The sequence below is a fragment of the Pseudomonas sp. BP8 genome (assembly GCF_017875955.1).
Taxonomy (GTDB): Bacteria; Pseudomonadota; Gammaproteobacteria; order Pseudomonadales; family Pseudomonadaceae; genus Aquipseudomonas.
Window position 1 is genome coordinate 1,417,547 of the sequence record NZ_JAGINK010000001.1, and the last position, 15,035, is coordinate 1,432,581.

At 63.9% G+C, this 15,035-nt stretch carries 15 protein-coding genes; 10 read left to right on the forward strand and 5 right to left on the reverse strand.

All coding sequences use genetic code 11. The annotated features are described in order from the left end of the window. The first annotated feature begins 78 nt into the window (after window positions 1-78). From cgtA to J3B00_RS06170, 3 genes are all read left to right on the forward strand, one after another. A complete protein-coding gene (gene cgtA, locus J3B00_RS06160) occupies window positions 79-1,305 on the forward strand; it encodes an Obg family GTPase CgtA (RefSeq protein ID WP_209865539.1) in 1,227 nt (408 codons plus the stop codon). Between the two features lie 75 nt (window positions 1,306-1,380). Then, window positions 1,381-2,499 (forward strand): glutamate 5-kinase, encoded by a 1,119-nt coding sequence (gene proB, locus J3B00_RS06165; RefSeq protein ID WP_209874624.1) that lies wholly within the window; start codon window positions 1,381-1,383, stop codon window positions 2,497-2,499. 4 nt (window positions 2,500-2,503) lie between these two features. After that, window positions 2,504-2,965, forward strand: a complete 462-nt coding sequence (locus J3B00_RS06170; RefSeq protein ID WP_209865542.1) for a CreA family protein — start codon at window positions 2,504-2,506, stop codon at window positions 2,963-2,965. 148 nt (window positions 2,966-3,113) lie between these two features. Here J3B00_RS06170 and mksF read toward each other — a convergent pair whose 3' ends face one another. From mksF to mksB, 3 genes are read right to left on the reverse strand one after another with little or no spacing between them, the layout of a single operon-like run. Next, entirely contained in the window at window positions 3,114-5,945 is a 2,832-nt protein-coding gene (mksF, locus tag J3B00_RS06175; protein ID WP_209865545.1) for an Mks condensin complex protein MksF, read from the reverse strand. After that, window positions 5,942-6,649, reverse strand: a complete 708-nt coding sequence (mksE, locus tag J3B00_RS06180; protein ID WP_209865548.1) for an Mks condensin complex protein MksE — start codon at window positions 6,647-6,649, stop codon at window positions 5,942-5,944. The genes mksF and mksE overlap by 4 nt, the downstream gene beginning before the upstream one ends. Beyond that, entirely contained in the window at window positions 6,639-7,907 is a 1,269-nt protein-coding gene (gene mksB, locus J3B00_RS06185; RefSeq protein ID WP_209865551.1) for an Mks condensin complex protein MksB, read from the reverse strand. The genes mksE and mksB overlap by 11 nt, the downstream gene beginning before the upstream one ends. 252 nt (window positions 7,908-8,159) lie before the next feature. On the opposite strand from mksB, the gene J3B00_RS06190 reads away from it, so the two are divergent. Genes J3B00_RS06190 through can form a run of 3 tightly spaced genes read left to right on the forward strand, consistent with a single transcriptional unit; the run spans window position 8,160 to window position 10,084 of the window. Then, window positions 8,160-8,942, forward strand: coding sequence for an energy transducer TonB (locus J3B00_RS06190; RefSeq protein WP_209874626.1), 783 nt, complete (start codon window positions 8,160-8,162; stop codon window positions 8,940-8,942). Further along, complete coding sequence (gene rimI / locus J3B00_RS06195; RefSeq protein WP_209865554.1) at window positions 8,939-9,394, forward strand: ribosomal protein S18-alanine N-acetyltransferase; 456 nt, start codon at window positions 8,939-8,941, stop codon at window positions 9,392-9,394. The genes J3B00_RS06190 and rimI overlap by 4 nt, the downstream gene beginning before the upstream one ends. A 51-nt stretch (window positions 9,395-9,445) precedes the next feature. After that, window positions 9,446-10,084: a carbonate dehydratase gene (gene can / locus J3B00_RS06200; RefSeq protein ID WP_209865560.1), complete on the forward strand. Its 639-nt coding sequence runs from the start codon at window positions 9,446-9,448 to the stop codon at window positions 10,082-10,084. Between the two features lie 58 nt (window positions 10,085-10,142). On the opposite strand, the gene J3B00_RS06205 is transcribed toward can, so the two are convergent. Then, window positions 10,143-10,832: an NYN domain-containing protein gene (locus tag J3B00_RS06205; protein ID WP_209874627.1), complete on the reverse strand. Its 690-nt coding sequence runs from the start codon at window positions 10,830-10,832 to the stop codon at window positions 10,143-10,145. Window positions 10,833-11,137: 305 nt separating this feature from the next. Between J3B00_RS06205 and J3B00_RS06210 the strand changes: the two genes are divergently transcribed. Beyond that, the gene (locus tag J3B00_RS06210) at window positions 11,138-11,722 is read left to right on the forward strand and encodes a D-Ala-D-Ala carboxypeptidase family metallohydrolase (protein WP_209865564.1); all 585 of its coding nucleotides are present in this window, start codon (window positions 11,138-11,140) and stop codon (window positions 11,720-11,722) included. On the opposite strand, the gene J3B00_RS06215 is transcribed toward J3B00_RS06210, so the two are convergent. Further along, entirely contained in the window at window positions 11,662-12,579 is a 918-nt protein-coding gene (locus J3B00_RS06215; protein ID WP_209865568.1) for a LysR substrate-binding domain-containing protein, read from the reverse strand. The two genes, J3B00_RS06210 and J3B00_RS06215, sit on opposite strands and share 61 nt — an antisense overlap. A 238-nt stretch (window positions 12,580-12,817) precedes the next feature. Between J3B00_RS06215 and J3B00_RS06220 the strand changes: the two genes are divergently transcribed. The 3 genes from J3B00_RS06220 to J3B00_RS06230 all read left to right on the forward strand — a co-directional run bounded on the left by J3B00_RS06220 (window position 12,818) and on the right by J3B00_RS06230 (window position 14,977). Further along, on the forward strand, window positions 12,818-13,435 hold the full coding sequence (locus J3B00_RS06220; RefSeq protein WP_209865572.1) for a LysE family translocator: 618 nt from the start codon (window positions 12,818-12,820) through the stop codon (window positions 13,433-13,435). A gap of 100 nt (window positions 13,436-13,535) precedes the next feature. Next, a complete protein-coding gene (locus J3B00_RS06225; RefSeq protein WP_310195657.1) occupies window positions 13,536-14,021 on the forward strand; it encodes a sigma-70 family RNA polymerase sigma factor in 486 nt (161 codons plus the stop codon). After that, entirely contained in the window at window positions 14,018-14,977 is a 960-nt protein-coding gene (locus tag J3B00_RS06230) for a FecR domain-containing protein (protein ID WP_209865581.1), read from the forward strand. Before J3B00_RS06225 ends, J3B00_RS06230 begins: the two co-directional genes overlap by 4 nt. Window positions 14,978-15,035 lie beyond the last annotated feature (58 nt).

Below are 15,035 nucleotides of genomic sequence, written 5' to 3' on the forward strand. Positions count from 1 at the left end.
GGGTCGCCGCGCTCATTTTTGCAAGAGCCTCATGTTTTTGAGTCAATTCAGCTCGTCATGTGACGAGAGGCGGTTTTTATGAAGTTTGTTGACGAAGTATCGATCCGGGTCAAAGCCGGTGACGGCGGTAACGGTTGCATGAGCTTCCGCCGCGAGAAATTCATCGAGAACGGTGGCCCCAACGGTGGTGATGGTGGTGACGGTGGCTCGGTGTTCATGGTGGCCGACGACAACCTCAATACCCTGGTCGACTATCGCTACACCCGTCACTTCGACGCCCAGCGCGGCGCTAATGGCGGCAGCACCGACTGCACCGGCAAGAAAGGTGAAGACCTGGTCCTGCGCGTGCCGGTCGGCACTACGGTGATCGATGCGACCACCCAGGAAATCATCGGTGACCTGATCACCCCGGGCCAGAAGCTGATGGTCGCCCAAGGCGGCTGGCACGGCCTGGGCAACACCCGCTTCAAGTCCAGCACCAACCGTGCGCCACGCCAGACCACCCCAGGCAAGCCGGGTGATCAGCGTGACCTGAAGCTGGAAATGAAAGTTCTCGCTGATGTCGGCCTGCTCGGTCTGCCCAACGCTGGCAAGAGTACCTTCATCCGTTCGGTCTCGGCCGCCAAGCCGAAAGTTGCCGACTACCCGTTCACCACCCTGGTGCCGAACCTGGGCGTGGTCAGCGTCGACCGCTGGAAGAGCTTCGTCATCGCCGACATTCCTGGCCTGATCGAAGGTGCTTCGGAAGGCGCCGGCCTGGGGATTCGCTTCCTCAAGCACTTGGCCCGTACGCGCATCCTGCTGCACCTGGTCGACCTGGCGCCGCTCGATGAGAGCAGCTCGGCCGATGCTGCCGAAGTCATCGTCAACGAGCTGACCCGCTTCAGCCCGTCGCTGGCTGAGCGCGAGCGTTGGCTGGTGTTGAACAAGAGCGACATGCTCATGGACGACGAGCGTGACGAGCGCGTCAAGGAAGTGGTCGAGCGCCTGCAGTGGAAAGGTCCGGTCTATGTGATCTCGGCCATCTCCAAGCAGGGCACCGAAGCTCTCAGCCGCGACATCATGCGCTACCTCGAAGACCGCGCCGATCGCCTGGCTGCCGACCCGGCCTTCGCCGCCGAGCTGGCCGACCTCGATCAGCGTATCGAAGACGAGGCGCGTGCCCAGCTGCAGGCCCTGGACGATGCCCGCACCTTGCGCCGTACTGGCGTCAAGAGCGTGCACGACATCGGTGACGATGATCCGTGGGATGATGATTTCGAGGACGACGAAGACGGCCCGGAAATCATTTACGTGCGCGACTGACCGGTTGCAGTACACTAAACGCCGCTCTCAGGAGCGGCGTTTTGGTATCTACGAATCGACATGGGTTGGATGAAGATGCGAAGCAAGGTGACGGGCGCGAAGCGCTGGGTCGTGAAGATCGGCAGCGCCCTGCTGACCGCGGATGGCAAGGGCCTTGACCGCGGTGCCATGGGTGTTTGGGTTGAGCAGATGGTGGCCTTGCGCGAAGCAGGGGTGGAGCTGGTACTGGTCTCCTCCGGGGCTGTCGCTGCGGGCATGAGCCAGCTTGGCTGGACCAAGCGACCGAGTGCCATGAACGAGCTGCAGGCGGCCGCCTCACTCGGCCAGATGCGCCTGGTGCAGGCCTGGGAGTCGAGCTTCGGCGAGCATGGCAAGCACACTGCGCAGATCCTCCTGACCCACGACGACCTGTCCGACCGCAAGCGTTACCTCAATGCCCGCAGCACCCTGCGCACCCTGGTCGACCTGGGTGTGGTGCCGGTGATCAACGAGAACGATACCGTGGTCACCGACGAGATCCGTTTCGGTGACAACGACACCCTGGCGGCGCTGGTGGCCAACCTGGTCGAGGCTGACCTGCTGGTGATCCTCACCGACCGCGATGGCATGTTCGACGCCGACCCGCGTAACAACCCTGATGCGCAACTGATCTTCGAGGCCCGTGCCGATGACCCGGCCCTCGATGCTGTGGCCGGCAGCACCGGCGGTGCACTGGGCCGTGGCGGCATGCAGACCAAGCTGCGCGCAGCGCGTCTGGCGGCCCGTTCCGGGGCGCACACGATTATTGTCGGCGGGCGCATCGAGCGCGTGCTGGATCGGCTCAAGGCCGGCGAACGCCTGGGTACCTTGCTCTCGCCCGAGCGGGGCATGCTCGCGGCACGCAAGCAGTGGCTGGCCGGGCACTTGCAGACGCGCGGCACGCTGGTGCTCGACGCCGGTGCCGTGCAGGCCCTGCGCGCCGCCAACAAGAGCCTGTTGCCGGTCGGCGTGAAGACCGTGCAGGGCAGTTTCCGCCGTGGCGAGATGGTCGTTTGCGTCGGCCCGGATGGCCTCGAAGTTGCCCGCGGCCTGGCCAACTACAGCGCCCTGGAGGCGCAGAAGATCATTGGTCAGCCATCCGACGCCATCGAAAGCCTGCTCGGTTATAGCGCCGAGCCTGAGCTGGTGCACCGTGACAACCTGGTTCTGGTCTGAGGGAATGAACGTGCTGAAAAAGCTGTTTGCCGTGGCCGCGTTGACGCTGCCGATGCTTGCCGGGGCCGAGGAAGTTGGCCAGGTGTCCACCGTGTTCAAGTTTGTCGGGCCGAACGACCGGATCGTTGTCGAGGCCTTTGACGACCCTAAGGTCGAGGGTGTGACCTGCTATCTGTCGCGGGCCAAGACCGGCGGCGTGAAAGGTGGTCTGGGCCTGGCCGAGGACCGTGCCGAAGCATCGATTGCCTGCCGTCAGGTGGGGCCGATCAACTTCAAGGGTGAGCTCAAGGATGGCGAGGAGGTGTTCAAGGAGCGCACCTCGCTGGTGTTCAAGACCATGCAGGTGGTGCGCTTCCTCGACAAGAAGCGCAATACCCTGGTCTACCTGGTGTACAGCGACCGGCTGATCGAAGGCAGCCCGCAGAATGCGGTGACGGCGATTCCGATCGTGCCGTGGGCGCAGTAATACCGCGTTGATCCCGGGGAGGCCTTCGGCCTCCTTTCGCGACGCAAGGCCGCTCCTACAGGGGTAGTGCAGGGCTCGGCCATGCGCTGATCTTGTGGGAGCGGCCTAGTGTCGCGAAAGGGCCGCACAGCGGCCCCATACACCGCTATCAGGCCAATTCTTCGGCCTGATCCTCACGCACAACCGCCTTCACCTCGTCGATCCGGCTGATGTACTTCCAGTCCGACTCATCGATATAGATGCCATTCGGCCCGCTACCACCTTCCAGGTCGATCGCCACGTGCGCCGATACTTGCGGCTTCACGCTCGCCAGAATCGGCACGAAGCCCAGCTGCTGGCTGGTCTCGAGCAGCGCGGCCTGGTTGCGTTCGTCGATGTCCGCCGCCTCGTCGAGGTAGTACGGCAGGCGAATGCGCCCGGCCAGGTCGCGGTCCATCAGGTGCAGCAACAGGTACATGTTGGTCAGCGCCTTGATGGTCATCGTCGTGCCGTTGGAGGCGGCGCCGTCGATGTCGGCGTGGATCACCGGCTGGCTGTTGATCTTGGTGATCTCGAAGGCCAGTTCGAACAGGTCCTTCAGGCCCAGCTGGTTGTGGTTGGCGGCTACCAGTCGCGCCAGGTACTCCTTGGCCTCTTCGTTCTTGTGATCCTGGTCGCTGCTCTGGGTCAGGTCGAACACCGACAGCGTCTCGCCTTCCTCGTACTGGCCAGCGCTGTGGATGATCTGGTCGATGTGCTTGAGCGCCTCCTTGTTCGGCGCCAGGACCACGCGGAAGCTCTCCAGGTTGGATACCTGGCGCTTGTTGATCTCGCGGTTGAACAGGGCCAGCTGGTGCTCGAGGCTGTCGTAGTCGCTGCGGATGTTGCGCAAGGTCCGGGCGATGTCGGTGACCGCCGCACGGCGCGCCTTGGCCAGGGTCAGGGCTTCTTCGGTGCGGTGCGAATAGGCGTTGATCAGCAGTTGCAGGCGGCGCTCGATATCGTCTTCGCTGTCGAACTTGGCCACGCCCTTGAGGCGCACCTGGGCGTACAGCGCCTCGATCTGGTTGTCGACCCGCTGCAGGCCCTGCCAGCTGTCCTGATAGTCGTTGAGCAATGGCAGCAGGTTGTCCATCGAGTCGTCGACCGGCTCCATGAACGGTGTGCCGTACGGCAGGTCGGCGGGCAGCAACTGGCGCCGGCGCAAGGCGTCTTCGAGGGTGCGCTGCTTGGCTTCGAGGTCGGCGATCTGCCGGCCGACCAGTTGCAGCTTGGCCGAGAGTTGCTGGACGCGCTCGGTGAAGGCGTCACTGGAGCGCTTCAGTTCATCCTGTGCCGCTTCGAGCTGGGACAGCTGTTCGAGCTTTTCCGGCTCTTCGGCGGCCAGGGTTTCCGCGCGACGGAAGTCTTCCAGGGCTTTTTGCGCATCCAGCACCTGTTGGTACAGGGTTTCGGTTTGCGCCTTGCTGGCGCTGCGGTCAGCGGCCACGGCCTGCTGGGTGCGCAGTTGCTTGAGCTCTTTTTCCAGGCGGTCTTTCTGGTCGCGTAGCGCAGCGCGGTCGGCCAGTGCTTGCAGCGCCGGCGGGTCGATGTGCGAGAGGTCGATGGACAGGCCCGGCACCTCGAAGCGCTCGCCCTTGAAGCTGTCCAGCACCGCTTCGAGAGACTTTACCCACAGATCGCTGTCGTCCAGCTCGATGCCACGCTCGCCCAGCGGCAAGCTGAACAGCGCGCCATTGAACAGGCGCATCAGGCGGTCGACATCACCTTGGGAGAACTCCTCGCGCAGTCGGGCGTAGCTGTTGTTATCGGCGTGGTCGAGCTGCTGCTTGACCGCTTTGACGCGTTTTTCCAGGTCGCGCACGCGCTCGTCGAGGTCTTCGGCGGAGAACTGCCGCGACTGGGCCAGGGCGCCGGCCAGCTCGTCGTGGGCGTCCTTGGCGGCAAGCAACTGCTGCTCCAGCACTTTGACGTCATCAACCAGGGCGAAGCGGTGCTTGAGCACCGACAGCTCGCCAAGCCAGCGCTGGATGCCGGTGATCTCGCGCTCCAGGCGCATCAGTTCCTGGGTGCCGCCACGCTGGTCGTTCTGCAGCCGGTCTTGCTCGCCACGGTAGTGCTCGGCCTGGATTACCAACTCTTCCTTGCGCGCCATGGCGTAGTCCTGCCAGGTGCCGAGCAGGTTGTCCAGCAGCGGCGAAATACGGTGCAGCTTGCCGCGCAGGATGTTGCGCTGGGCAACGCCGCCTGCGAGGGCCTCGACCAGTGGGCCGGCGGAAACCAGCGCGTTGTAGTCCTGCTCCATGCGGCGCACGTCGCGGAAGGCTTCTTCGCAGGCAGCAATGTAGTCGACGCTGCCCGAACGCAGGCTGTGCTCGAAGGCGTCGAGGAACAGTTGCTTGAGTTTGGCGGCAGTGATTTCGCGCATGTGCAGCAGGTTGATGAACAGCGCGCGGAAGGTCTTCAGGCTCTGTTCGCTGGTCGAGCGCAGCGGGATCAGGGTCAGGTCCAGCGGCACCGAGGTGTGGCCACCGACCAGCAGCCGGCGCAGTTCATCAGGCTTCAGCTCATAGGCCTTGAGGCCGTTGCGCTCGAGGTTGGTGAACAGCTCTTTTTGCCGCAGGCAGGTGTCGTCCTTCTGGTAGTGGGCGAGGTCCAGCTCGCCCTTGTAGGCGAAGAACTGGTGACCGAAACCACCGCCCGGGCCGCGCCCGACCACGCCGATCACGTGCGGACCGTGGGGCAGGTTCAGCTCGCAGAGGATGTAACTGGTGTCGCTGGCGAAATAGAACCGGCGCGACTGCTCCAGGCTGTACTTGCCGAAGCTCATGTCGGACATGCGCGCCAGGATCGGGAACTGCAGCGCGTTGATCGAGGCCGACTTGCCCAGGTTGTTCGCGCCGTAGACCGACAGCGGGTGCTCCAGGGGGAACAGGCCGAGGCTGTAGCCGGCGGTGTTGAGCAATGCGAAGCGGCGAATGCCGTAGCGTTCCTGGCTCATGCGTCAATCTCCTGTTGCTCTTCGCGGATGGCCCGGGCCAAGGCGTCTTCTTCGCTCTCGTCGCCGTCGAACGGGGTCAGGTCGAGCGGGTCGGCGGTGTTGTCGAGTTGTTCGGCGCTGTCGTCTTCGAGCAATACCGGCGTGGGCAGCGGCAGGTCGCTGTGCAGGGTGGCGGCCAGGTCGCGGTCCTGCTGCACCGACAGGCACACATCGAGGAAGCGGTGCATCGGTGGCAGGAAGCGGTAGATGCCGCCTTCTTCATGGGCGAAGCCCAGCTGGGTCATGCGCCGCAGGATCTTTTCTTCCAGCTCTTCGACGGTCTGCACCTCGGCCTGAATGAACAGGTCACGGTACTTGTCCAGCAACGACGGCAGTTCGTCGCGGCCGATACTGCCGCCATCGAGCACGGCAATCGGGTCGCGGCCCTGGTCGGCCAGGTGCTCGACCAGGATGAAGGTGAACAGCGAGAGGCGCTGGGCGGTCTTGTTGACCTGCGCGGCGGCCAACTCCGGGACGAAGTAGTAGAAGCCGCGGGTATCACACACCAGTTCGAAGCCGAGCGCCTTGAACAGGGTGCGGTACTGATCCTGGAAGTTCGACAGTTGGGCGTACAGCTCCGGGTCGCGGCGGCTGACGTGGAAGCCCTTGAACAGCTCGCGGAAGATCGGTGCCAGCTGGGACAGTTCGGAAAGATCAAGATGCATTGGCTGGGCTCGCGGTGGTGTCTGGCGATGGGGCGGTCAGGGCGAAGGAGCGCAGGCTTACCCGGTGTTCGAGCGTGCAGTAGTCGCGGCGCTCGAGGCGTTCGCGGGCAAAGCGCTTTTCCCGTGACAGGCGTGAGAACCAGTACAGCAGTTCGTCGGTGGCGCCTTCGGGCTCCTGCTCGAGCAGCCAGACCATGAGGTCGGGCAGGGGCAGGGCGGCCTGGCAGCGCTGCAGCATTTCCTTGACCGTGCGCGGCGCGGCCGGGGTCGGGCCCTTGTCGGTCCTGTGCGCCTTGGGGAAGCGCGCCGGCTTCGGCTCGAAGCGGGCCAGCGCGTAGACATAGGCCTCGACCTGGCTGGCGCTGCCGAGGAAGGTGCTCTGCGGCCGGGTGAACAGCGGCATGGCCGCGTGCGGCACGGCGTCGATGCCCTTGCGCCGGATCACCGACAGGGCCAGCGCGGCGCCACGGGTCACAGCATTGTGCCGGCGCGCTTCTTCGCGCAGCGGCAACAGCAGTTCGCGGGCATGACGCAAGGTCAACTGGGCGCTGGTCTGCATCTCGAGGATGCGCGCGTGGGTACGCAGCAGCATGTCGTCGTCGACCAGGTGGCCGAGCCGGGCCTGCTCGCCGAGCAGGCGCAGCAGCACCGTCTCGACCTTGCGTACGCCCTGCTCGAAGGCGCCATCGGCGTTGACCAGCTGGATCATCGGCTCGACGTACTCGTCCCAGGTCGCCAGAACCTCGGCATAGCGCTGGCGCAGCGGGATCTGGCGGTTGCTGGTCTTGGCCCGTTCGGCCACCGCAACCAGTGCCTGTTCGTCGTTGTCGAGCTTCTTCAGCACGTCGCGTACGCGCATGTCGAGCAAGCGCAGTTGGCGTGCCAGGTCGTCGCTGTCGCGGTTGTCGAAGGCGTCCTGGATATGCCCGGCCAAACGCTCCAGGTGGCGCAGGTAGGCCTCGATCTCCAGGCACAAGCCCAGTCGGTGCTCGCGGCGCAGGTAGGCCAGGAAATCGTGGATCTGGGCGTTGAGCTCGAAGCGGTTCGGGCTCTTGGCGACCGGCACCAGGATATCCAGGCGAATCCACACATCAAGCAGCTGGGTGATGTCCTGCGGGGTGCTTTCCACCTGTTGGCGGCCCAGTTGCTGGCGCAGTTCGATCAGGCTCAGGGTGCCCTGGTCGAAGCGCTCGCACAGCGGCTCAATCAATGCCCAGTGTTCGGCGAGGGCGCGCAGGACGCGCTTGGGTTCGATCATCGGCGGGTCAACTCGTTGCCAAGTTAAAAGTTGGCGATTGTACTGCATCCGGGGGGGAGGATTTCACCCCTTGGTCCGTAATGCGTATGAGTCAAGGTTTTGCGAGCCCGTAAATGCGCCACATATCCTGCAGGAGCGGGCTTGCTCCGCGAAGAGGCCGCTGCAGGCGACAAATTTCCGCCAGCCAGTAGCGGCGCAAGCGGGCCAAGGGCGGTAGAATGGCCGACTGAATTTTTCCCGGATGACCGTGCTGTGCTGATCGAGTCCCGCCGCCGCGCCTACCTGAGTGCCATGCAAGTGGTGCATTGGTTGCCGCGCGCCGAACTGCCGTTCGCCGCGCCGTCGCGCCCTGAGCTGCTGCTGCCGCTGGCACCGGTCGATGAGCCCGAGTTCGAGGTCCGTCCTGTTGCACCCGCGTCTGCAGCCGTGACGCCTCAGGCGCGCTCGGTCGAGCGGCCGAAGATCGAAATCCCGCGTCCTGCCAGCCTCGCCAAGCCAGCCAGCAAGCCGGTCGAGGCTGAAGCGGCGGCGCCCGTCGCCCGCCCCGCGCCGGTAGCGCCGCCACGCTTCGCCCTGCAGTTGCTGCGCGCAGGCAGTTGCCTGTTGCTGGTCGAACTGGCCACCGGCCAGCCGTTCCAGAGCCGCGACCCATCCTACCTGCTGCTCAAGGACATGCTGCGCGCCGCCGGCCTGCCGGATGCCCCGCAGATCATCGGAGAGCCCGTGCGCTGGCCGTTGCTGGTGCGCGGCAACATGGACCAGGGCCCCGAAGCCGCACGCGATTTCGTTCAGGGCTTTATCCAGGCACGCCTTGAAGAAAGCCCCTGTACCTGCCTGTGGCTGATCGGCCTGCCCGCCCTGCGCTTCGCCGGTGAGGCCCAGGCAGACGCCTATTACCAAGAACTGAAGGTCGAGGGCCTGGGCGACGCCTGGGCCTTGCCTGGCCTTGAACTGTTGATGGACGAGCCGCAGCGCAAAGCGGACGTCTGGCAAGCGATGCGCCGGCTGATGGCGCGCTGGAAGAGCGATGAATGAGTGATTCGATCAGTTTCCGCCCGATGAACGAGGCGGATCTGGATGCCGTGCTTAAGATCGAATATGCCGCGTTCAGTCATCCGTGGACCCGCGGGATCTTCCAGGATGCGCTCAAGTCCTATGAAGTCTGGTTGATGTTCGACGGCCACCAGCAGGTCGGCCATGGCGTGATCAACGTGATCATCGACGAGGCGCACCTGCTCAATATCACCGTCAAGCCAGAGAACCAGGGCCGTGGCCTCGGCCTGCGCCTGCTCGAGCAACTCATGGCGCGCGCCTACCAGCTCAACGGGCGCGAGTGTTTTCTGGAGGTCCGTGCCAGCAACCAGTCGGCCTACCGCTTGTACGAACGCTACGGATTCAACGAAGTCGGCCGGCGCCGCGACTATTACCCCATGGCCGGTGGGCGCGAAGACGCCCTGGTGATGGCCTGTACTCTGTTCGAGGAGTGACCCCGGCGGGGCAGGTCCAGTCACACAGGCATAACCTGATGAGGCAAGACCATGCATGACCTGCAGGAACTGATCGACAACAACGAGCGCTGGGCCGATGCCATCACCCAGCGCGACCCTGATTTCTTCGCCAAGCTGGCCCGCCAGCAAACGCCGGAGTTTCTCTGGATCGGCTGCTCCGATGCCCGCGTGCCGGCCAACGAGATCGTCGGCATGTTGCCGGGCGACCTGTTCGTCCATCGCAATGTCGCCAACGTGGTGCTGCACACCGACCTCAACTGCCTGTCGGTGATCCAGTACGCGGTCGAAGTGCTCAAGGTCAAACACATCCTCGTCACCGGCCACTATGGCTGTGGCGGCGTGCGCGCGGCCATGCAGGACCGCCAGCTCGGCCTGATCGACGGCTGGCTGCGTTCGATTCGCGACCTCTATTACGAGAAGCGTGGCGAACTGGCCAAGCTCGACAGCGAAGAAGCGCGGGTCGACCGTCTGTGCGAGCTGAACGTGATCCAGCAGGTCGCCAACGTCGCCCACACCAGCATCGTCCAGAACGCCTGGCATCGCGGCCAGGAGCTGTCGGTCCATGGTTGCATCTATGGCATCAAGGACGGCCGCTGGAAGAGCCTGGACACCACCATCAGCGGCTTTGCCCAACTGCCGCCGCAGTATCGCCTGCGGGCTTTGGAGTAATCACGCAGTCGCAGCACTGCCTATAAGTGCTGCGTGAATGCGCGTTCATCGAAGGCTGCTACCAATAGCCGGGTTGAATTGCCGGCCGCTTGCGGGTTGGCACCCTGTCAGGCAACTGGTGGGTAGCAAGTTCCTCGGTCGTCACCACATGACGCATCCAGTGCGCGTAGTTTTTGAGGGATCCCGGAGGGGTTCGCTTCATGCCTTCCCGATGAGGCAGGACTACGCCTAGCCTCAACTCTGGAAAGTCTTCGCGCAGTGCCTTCAGGGCAGGCGTCATGTCGGTATCGGCAGAAACCAAGACAATCTGCTGAATGCGTGCATCTGCCTGGAGACTGGCCTGACGGGCAGCGAGCCGATACATACTGATCGCAATGTGGACATCCGTTTCCTTCTCTTCAAGCTTCCATATCGCGACCTGATCTCGCCTGCAGGGTGGGGTCTGCTTGATGATAAAGCGGGGGGCGCAGCGAGGTTCGAGCTGGTGGCGGCCATGAAATACAGCCACATCGCGGGCGATCAATGCGCGTAGATAGCTGTCTTGGGCTTCCTTGGACTCCGAACCGCGGCTTGCGAGGGCCGGCTTTACGCCTGAGGTGAAGAAGCTGATTGAGCTGACCTGGCTTTGGGGCTGCTCGACGTGCAGGATGTGGGCTAACAAAGCTGGCAGATCCAGCCATTTATAGCGCGTGCCAGCGACCAGGCCGTAGAACACGTTGTATCCGTCGATGAAACACGCAGTACGCAATGCTTTCATTCCTTGAAAACGAAAAAACCGGCGCTAGGCCGGTTTCTTCACCCCAACAGCCGATGAACTGAATCATCGCGTACGGGGCTGAGTAGTGGGACTGATTATGCCACCGTGGACGATGCAGTCAACGTGCTTTACGTATCAGGGGCATTGGCACTTGACAATGATGGCTCAGATTTACGCACGACGATGCTCATTCTGCGGGGATAGAGTGTTGCTGCGTATTAGCCAGGGTTTGCCTGTTTTACTGCCTTGCAGTGCTGCGCTGACAAACGGGCTTTGATTTGATCGCGAGGTAGGGGATGAAACACGCAAGGAAAGTGGCATTGGCAGTAGGCCTGCTTGTTGCGGGCGGGGCGCAGGCCGATGAGCGTGACCTGTGGATGTTCGCCCAGTGGGCCGGTGATCATCAGACCCGGCCCTTTCGCGAAATGCTGGTGGATGCGCGCCTGTATGGCGTCGTGCCGATCCATCAACTGCTGCGCTCTGCCTCCGACTGGCGGCTATGCCACGCCGCACCTTTTGCCGTACCACCGGCCAGCCAGTGGCCCAGCGTGCGCTCGACCCTGGCACTGATCCAGCGCCTTGATGAACAAGGAATCCTGCGTCAGTTCGAAGTGGTGTCGGCCTATCGCGAGCCGCGCCTGAATGCTTGTGCGGGTGGCGCTCGGGATAGCGCTCATACCCGCGCCTTTGCCGTCGACCTGTTGTTGCCCGCCTGGGCCGATCCCAATCCGCTGTGCCATTTCTGGCAGCAGCATGGCCAGGCCTGGAACATGGGCCTTGGGCGCTACCCGTCCGGACGCATCCACCTCGACACCGCGGGTTATCGCACCTGGGGTGGTGACGGCAGTGCCGGTTCATCGTTCTGTATCAAGCCCAGCTGAGCCAGGCATTGCTGGCCTTCACGGCTCACCCATTCGGCGAAGCGTTGGCAAGGGCTGCCGTCATCCAGCGGCCATGGACTGAGCAGGTGATAGGCAGAGCCATCCCGAAGAAAGCCGAAAGGCGCCTGTAACTGGCCGCTGGCCAGTTCGTCGCGGACCATCAGCGCTGAGGCGATGGCCAGGCCAAGACCTGCGCTGGCGGCCTGGATCGACAGGTAGAAATGCTCGTACTCGCTGCGCGTCGCTTGCGGGGTGGCTCTACCGCTCAAGCGCAGCCAGCTGGGCCAGGCCTCGAGGCGGGTGCGGCTGTGCAGCAGGCGTTGGCCATCCAGCGCGCGCTCAAGGCCCAGGCGACAGACTGGCCCGACCCATTCGTCGCAGATCTTGCGGCTGTGCAGGTGCCGGCCCCACTGGAAGTCGTCTCGGCGTAGCGCCAGGTCGATCCCGCCGCGGGCAAAGTCCACTGGCCCGCCAGCGGCCACCAGATGCAGCTGGATGTCCGGGTGAGCAGTGTGGAAGCCCGGCAAGCGTGGGATCAGCCAGCGCATGGCGATGGTTGGCTCACAGGACAGCACCAGCACCTTGTCTGGCTGTTGCTGCTGCAGGCGCTGTAGGGTGCTTTCAAGCTGATCGAACAGCGCTTGGGTTGTGCCATGCAGTTCGCGGCCTGCCGCCGTGAGAAAGATGGCCCGGTTACGCCGTTCGAACAGCTCGATCCCCAGGTGCTCTTCGAGCAAGCGAACCTGGCGGCTGACGGCGCCGTGGGTGACGTGCAGGCGCTCGGCGGCGCGCACGAAACTCTCGGTATCGGCGGCGATGTCGAAGTAGCGCAAGGCATTGAGCGGGGGCAGTTTCATCGGGTTCTCGCTTGTATGCGCCGGCCTCTTCGCGGGTACAGGATTGGGGGATGTCCAGATTCAATGATCGACACGCCCCCTGTAGGAGCGGGCTTGCCCCGCGAAGAGGCCGCCACAGGCAAAACCAATTTGTGAGAAAAACTAGCGTATTCATCACACTATAAATCGATTTTGCCCTGTGGATAAGCCATCGATAATCAGCGCTCTGTGCATTTTCATCGCCTATCGAGAAGCTTCCATGAATGAATTGATCGCCGTCGCCCTGTTCACCCTGCTAGCCGTGATCAGCCCTGGGGCGGACTTCGCCATGGTTACCCGGAGCAGTTATGCACAGGGGCGCAAGGCCGGTCTGGCAGCAGCGATCGGCATCGCCCTCGGTGTGCAGGTGCATGTGCTGTACACCGTGCTCGGCATTGCCGTGATCATCAGTCAGAGCCCGTCGTTGTTTCTGGCGATGAAAGTCCTCGGCGCCGGTTACCTGATCTACCTGGGCTACAAGTCGCTGACCAATATCACGCCGATCCGCCTCGACGACGGCGGCGAATTACCACGTAGCGGCCTGCTGGCAGCGCTGCGCACAGGGTTTCTGACCAATGCACTGAACCCCAAGACCATGCTCTTCGTGATCAGCGCCTATACCCAGGTAGTCGAGGCGCATAGCCCGCTGGCACTGGACTTCGCCTACGGCGCGTTCATGTCGTTCGCCCATTGGCTCTGGTTCAGTCTGGTCGCGGTATTTTTCTCCAGCGTTGCGCTGCGCCAGGCGATGATCGAGCGGCAACTGATGGTCGATCGTCTGATTGGCGTCGCGTTGATCGGGCTGGGTCTGGCCGTGATGGTCTCGGGCGTGCGCTGAGCGGAAAGGGGGTCGCGGCAGCAAGCCTGGGCCAAGGGATTGTGCTATGGCCCAACGCCATGCTAATGATAGGTATTACTATTTACGCCTGGCTTGCTCCGTGTCCGATCCCGCTGCTGATCTCTACCACGCCAATCACCGTTGGCTTTGCGCCTGGCTGCATCGACGGCTGAACTGCCCGCATGATGCGGCCGACCTGGCCCAGGACACCTTCGTGCGCGCCCTGCATGCGCCGCAACTGGCCAGCCTCGACCAGCCCAAGGCCTTTCTGGCAACCATCGCCCGCCGTCTGCTGAGCAACCTGTATCGACGCCGGGCGCTGGAGCAGGTGTACCTGGAAGAGCTGGCGCACTTGCCTGAGCAGTGTCACCCCTCGCCCGAAGAGCTGGCGCTGGTGCGCGAAGCGCTGGCCGAAATCGACCGCCTGCTCGATGGCCTGCCGGCCCGGGCCCGCCATGCGTTCATCCTGCATCGCCTCGAAGGCCTGAGCCAGCCGGACATCGCCGAACAGTTGGGGGTGTCCTTGGCGACGGTCGAACGAGACTTGCGCCGGGCCTTCCTGCATTGCTTGAGCGTCTCGCCATGAGTGCACTCGAGCAAGCCACCCGCGATGCCGTCGACTGGTTGTTGCTGCTCGAACGGTTGCCAGCGGAAGACGCCGCGCATGCCGGATTTCGTCAGTGGTTGGCCCAGGCGCCGGTGCACCAGGCTGCATGGCAGCGGGTCAACGGTCTGATGGCGGCGCCGCTGGCTGACCTGCAGACCACCGGCCAACTGCACCTGGCCGGGCGGGCGCTACGTCAGAGCGCTCAACTGTCACGGCGCAGGGTCCTGGGTGGTGGCTTGGCGGCGGTGTTACTCACGCTCGGCAGTGCCGCCTGGGTCAATCGCCTGATGCCGCTGGAGCACGCCTTTGCTGACCTGCGCACGGGTACCGGTGAGCGCCGGCGCTTTACCCTGGCGGACGGCAGCCGGGTGCAGCTGGACGCGCGCAGTGCGCTCGATGTGCACCTGGACGCCAGCTCCCGGCAGTTGAAGCTGCTCACCGGGGCCATGCTCCTGGAGGCTGCCGACGCGCCCGCTCAGCCCATGCGCGTGCGCTGCCGCGATGGCCTGTTGCAGTGCAACGGTGCCACGCTGCTGTTGCGTCAGCAGGCTGCGGCGACGCTGCTCAGCGTGCAGCGGGGGAGAGTCCTGCTCGCTGCCGGCCAAGGTGCCAGTTTTGAGGTGCAGGCCGGTCAGGTCGTGCGCTTCGATAGGCAGGGTGTAGCTGCGCAAGCAGTGTCGCTGTGGTCGCGCAGTACCTGGACCGAAGGCCATCTGGATGTGCGTGACGAGCCGCTGGGTGACGTGGTCGAGGCGTTGCGTGCCTACCACCCTGGCCTGCTGCGTATCAGCCCGCAGGCGGCGCGGTTGCGGGTGTATGGCAGCTTCCCGTTGGGCGAGGTGGACCGTACCCTGCAAGCGTTGGCCGAGACCTTGCCGATCACCTTGCAACGCAGTGGTTTCTGGCTGACGCGGATTGAAGTGCACAACGGGTGAGGGGATTGCCGCGCTGGCGTGTCCTGTATGCAACATCCACTCACTTCGAGCGACACCC

Bases quoted from the DNA above. Each gene is read 5' to 3' on its own strand.
- J3B00_RS06210 (WP_209865564.1), top strand. From the start codon at position 11,138: ATGAAACACGCAAGGAAAGTGGCATTGGCAGTAGGCCTGCTTGTTGCG.
- cgtA (WP_209865539.1), top strand. From the start codon at position 79: ATGAAGTTTGTTGACGAAGTATCGATCCGGGTCAAAGCCGGTGACGGC.
- J3B00_RS06170 (WP_209865542.1), top strand. From the start codon at position 2,504: ATGAACGTGCTGAAAAAGCTGTTTGCCGTGGCCGCGTTGACGCTGCCG.
- mksE (WP_209865548.1), bottom strand. From the start codon at position 6,649: ATGCATCTTGATCTTTCCGAACTGTCCCAGCTGGCACCGATCTTCCGC.
- can (WP_209865560.1), top strand. From the start codon at position 9,446: ATGCATGACCTGCAGGAACTGATCGACAACAACGAGCGCTGGGCCGAT.
- J3B00_RS06215 (WP_209865568.1), bottom strand. From the start codon at position 12,579: ATGAAACTGCCCCCGCTCAATGCCTTGCGCTACTTCGACATCGCCGCC.
- mksB (WP_209865551.1), bottom strand. From the start codon at position 7,907: ATGATCGAACCCAAGCGCGTCCTGCGCGCCCTCGCCGAACACTGGGCA.
- J3B00_RS06230 (WP_209865581.1), top strand. From the start codon at position 14,018: ATGAGTGCACTCGAGCAAGCCACCCGCGATGCCGTCGACTGGTTGTTG.
- proB (WP_209874624.1), top strand. From the start codon at position 1,381: ATGCGAAGCAAGGTGACGGGCGCGAAGCGCTGGGTCGTGAAGATCGGC.
- mksF (WP_209865545.1), bottom strand. From the start codon at position 5,945: ATGAGCCAGGAACGCTACGGCATTCGCCGCTTCGCATTGCTCAACACC.
- rimI (WP_209865554.1), top strand. From the start codon at position 8,939: ATGAGTGATTCGATCAGTTTCCGCCCGATGAACGAGGCGGATCTGGAT.
- J3B00_RS06220 (WP_209865572.1), top strand. From the start codon at position 12,818: ATGAATGAATTGATCGCCGTCGCCCTGTTCACCCTGCTAGCCGTGATC.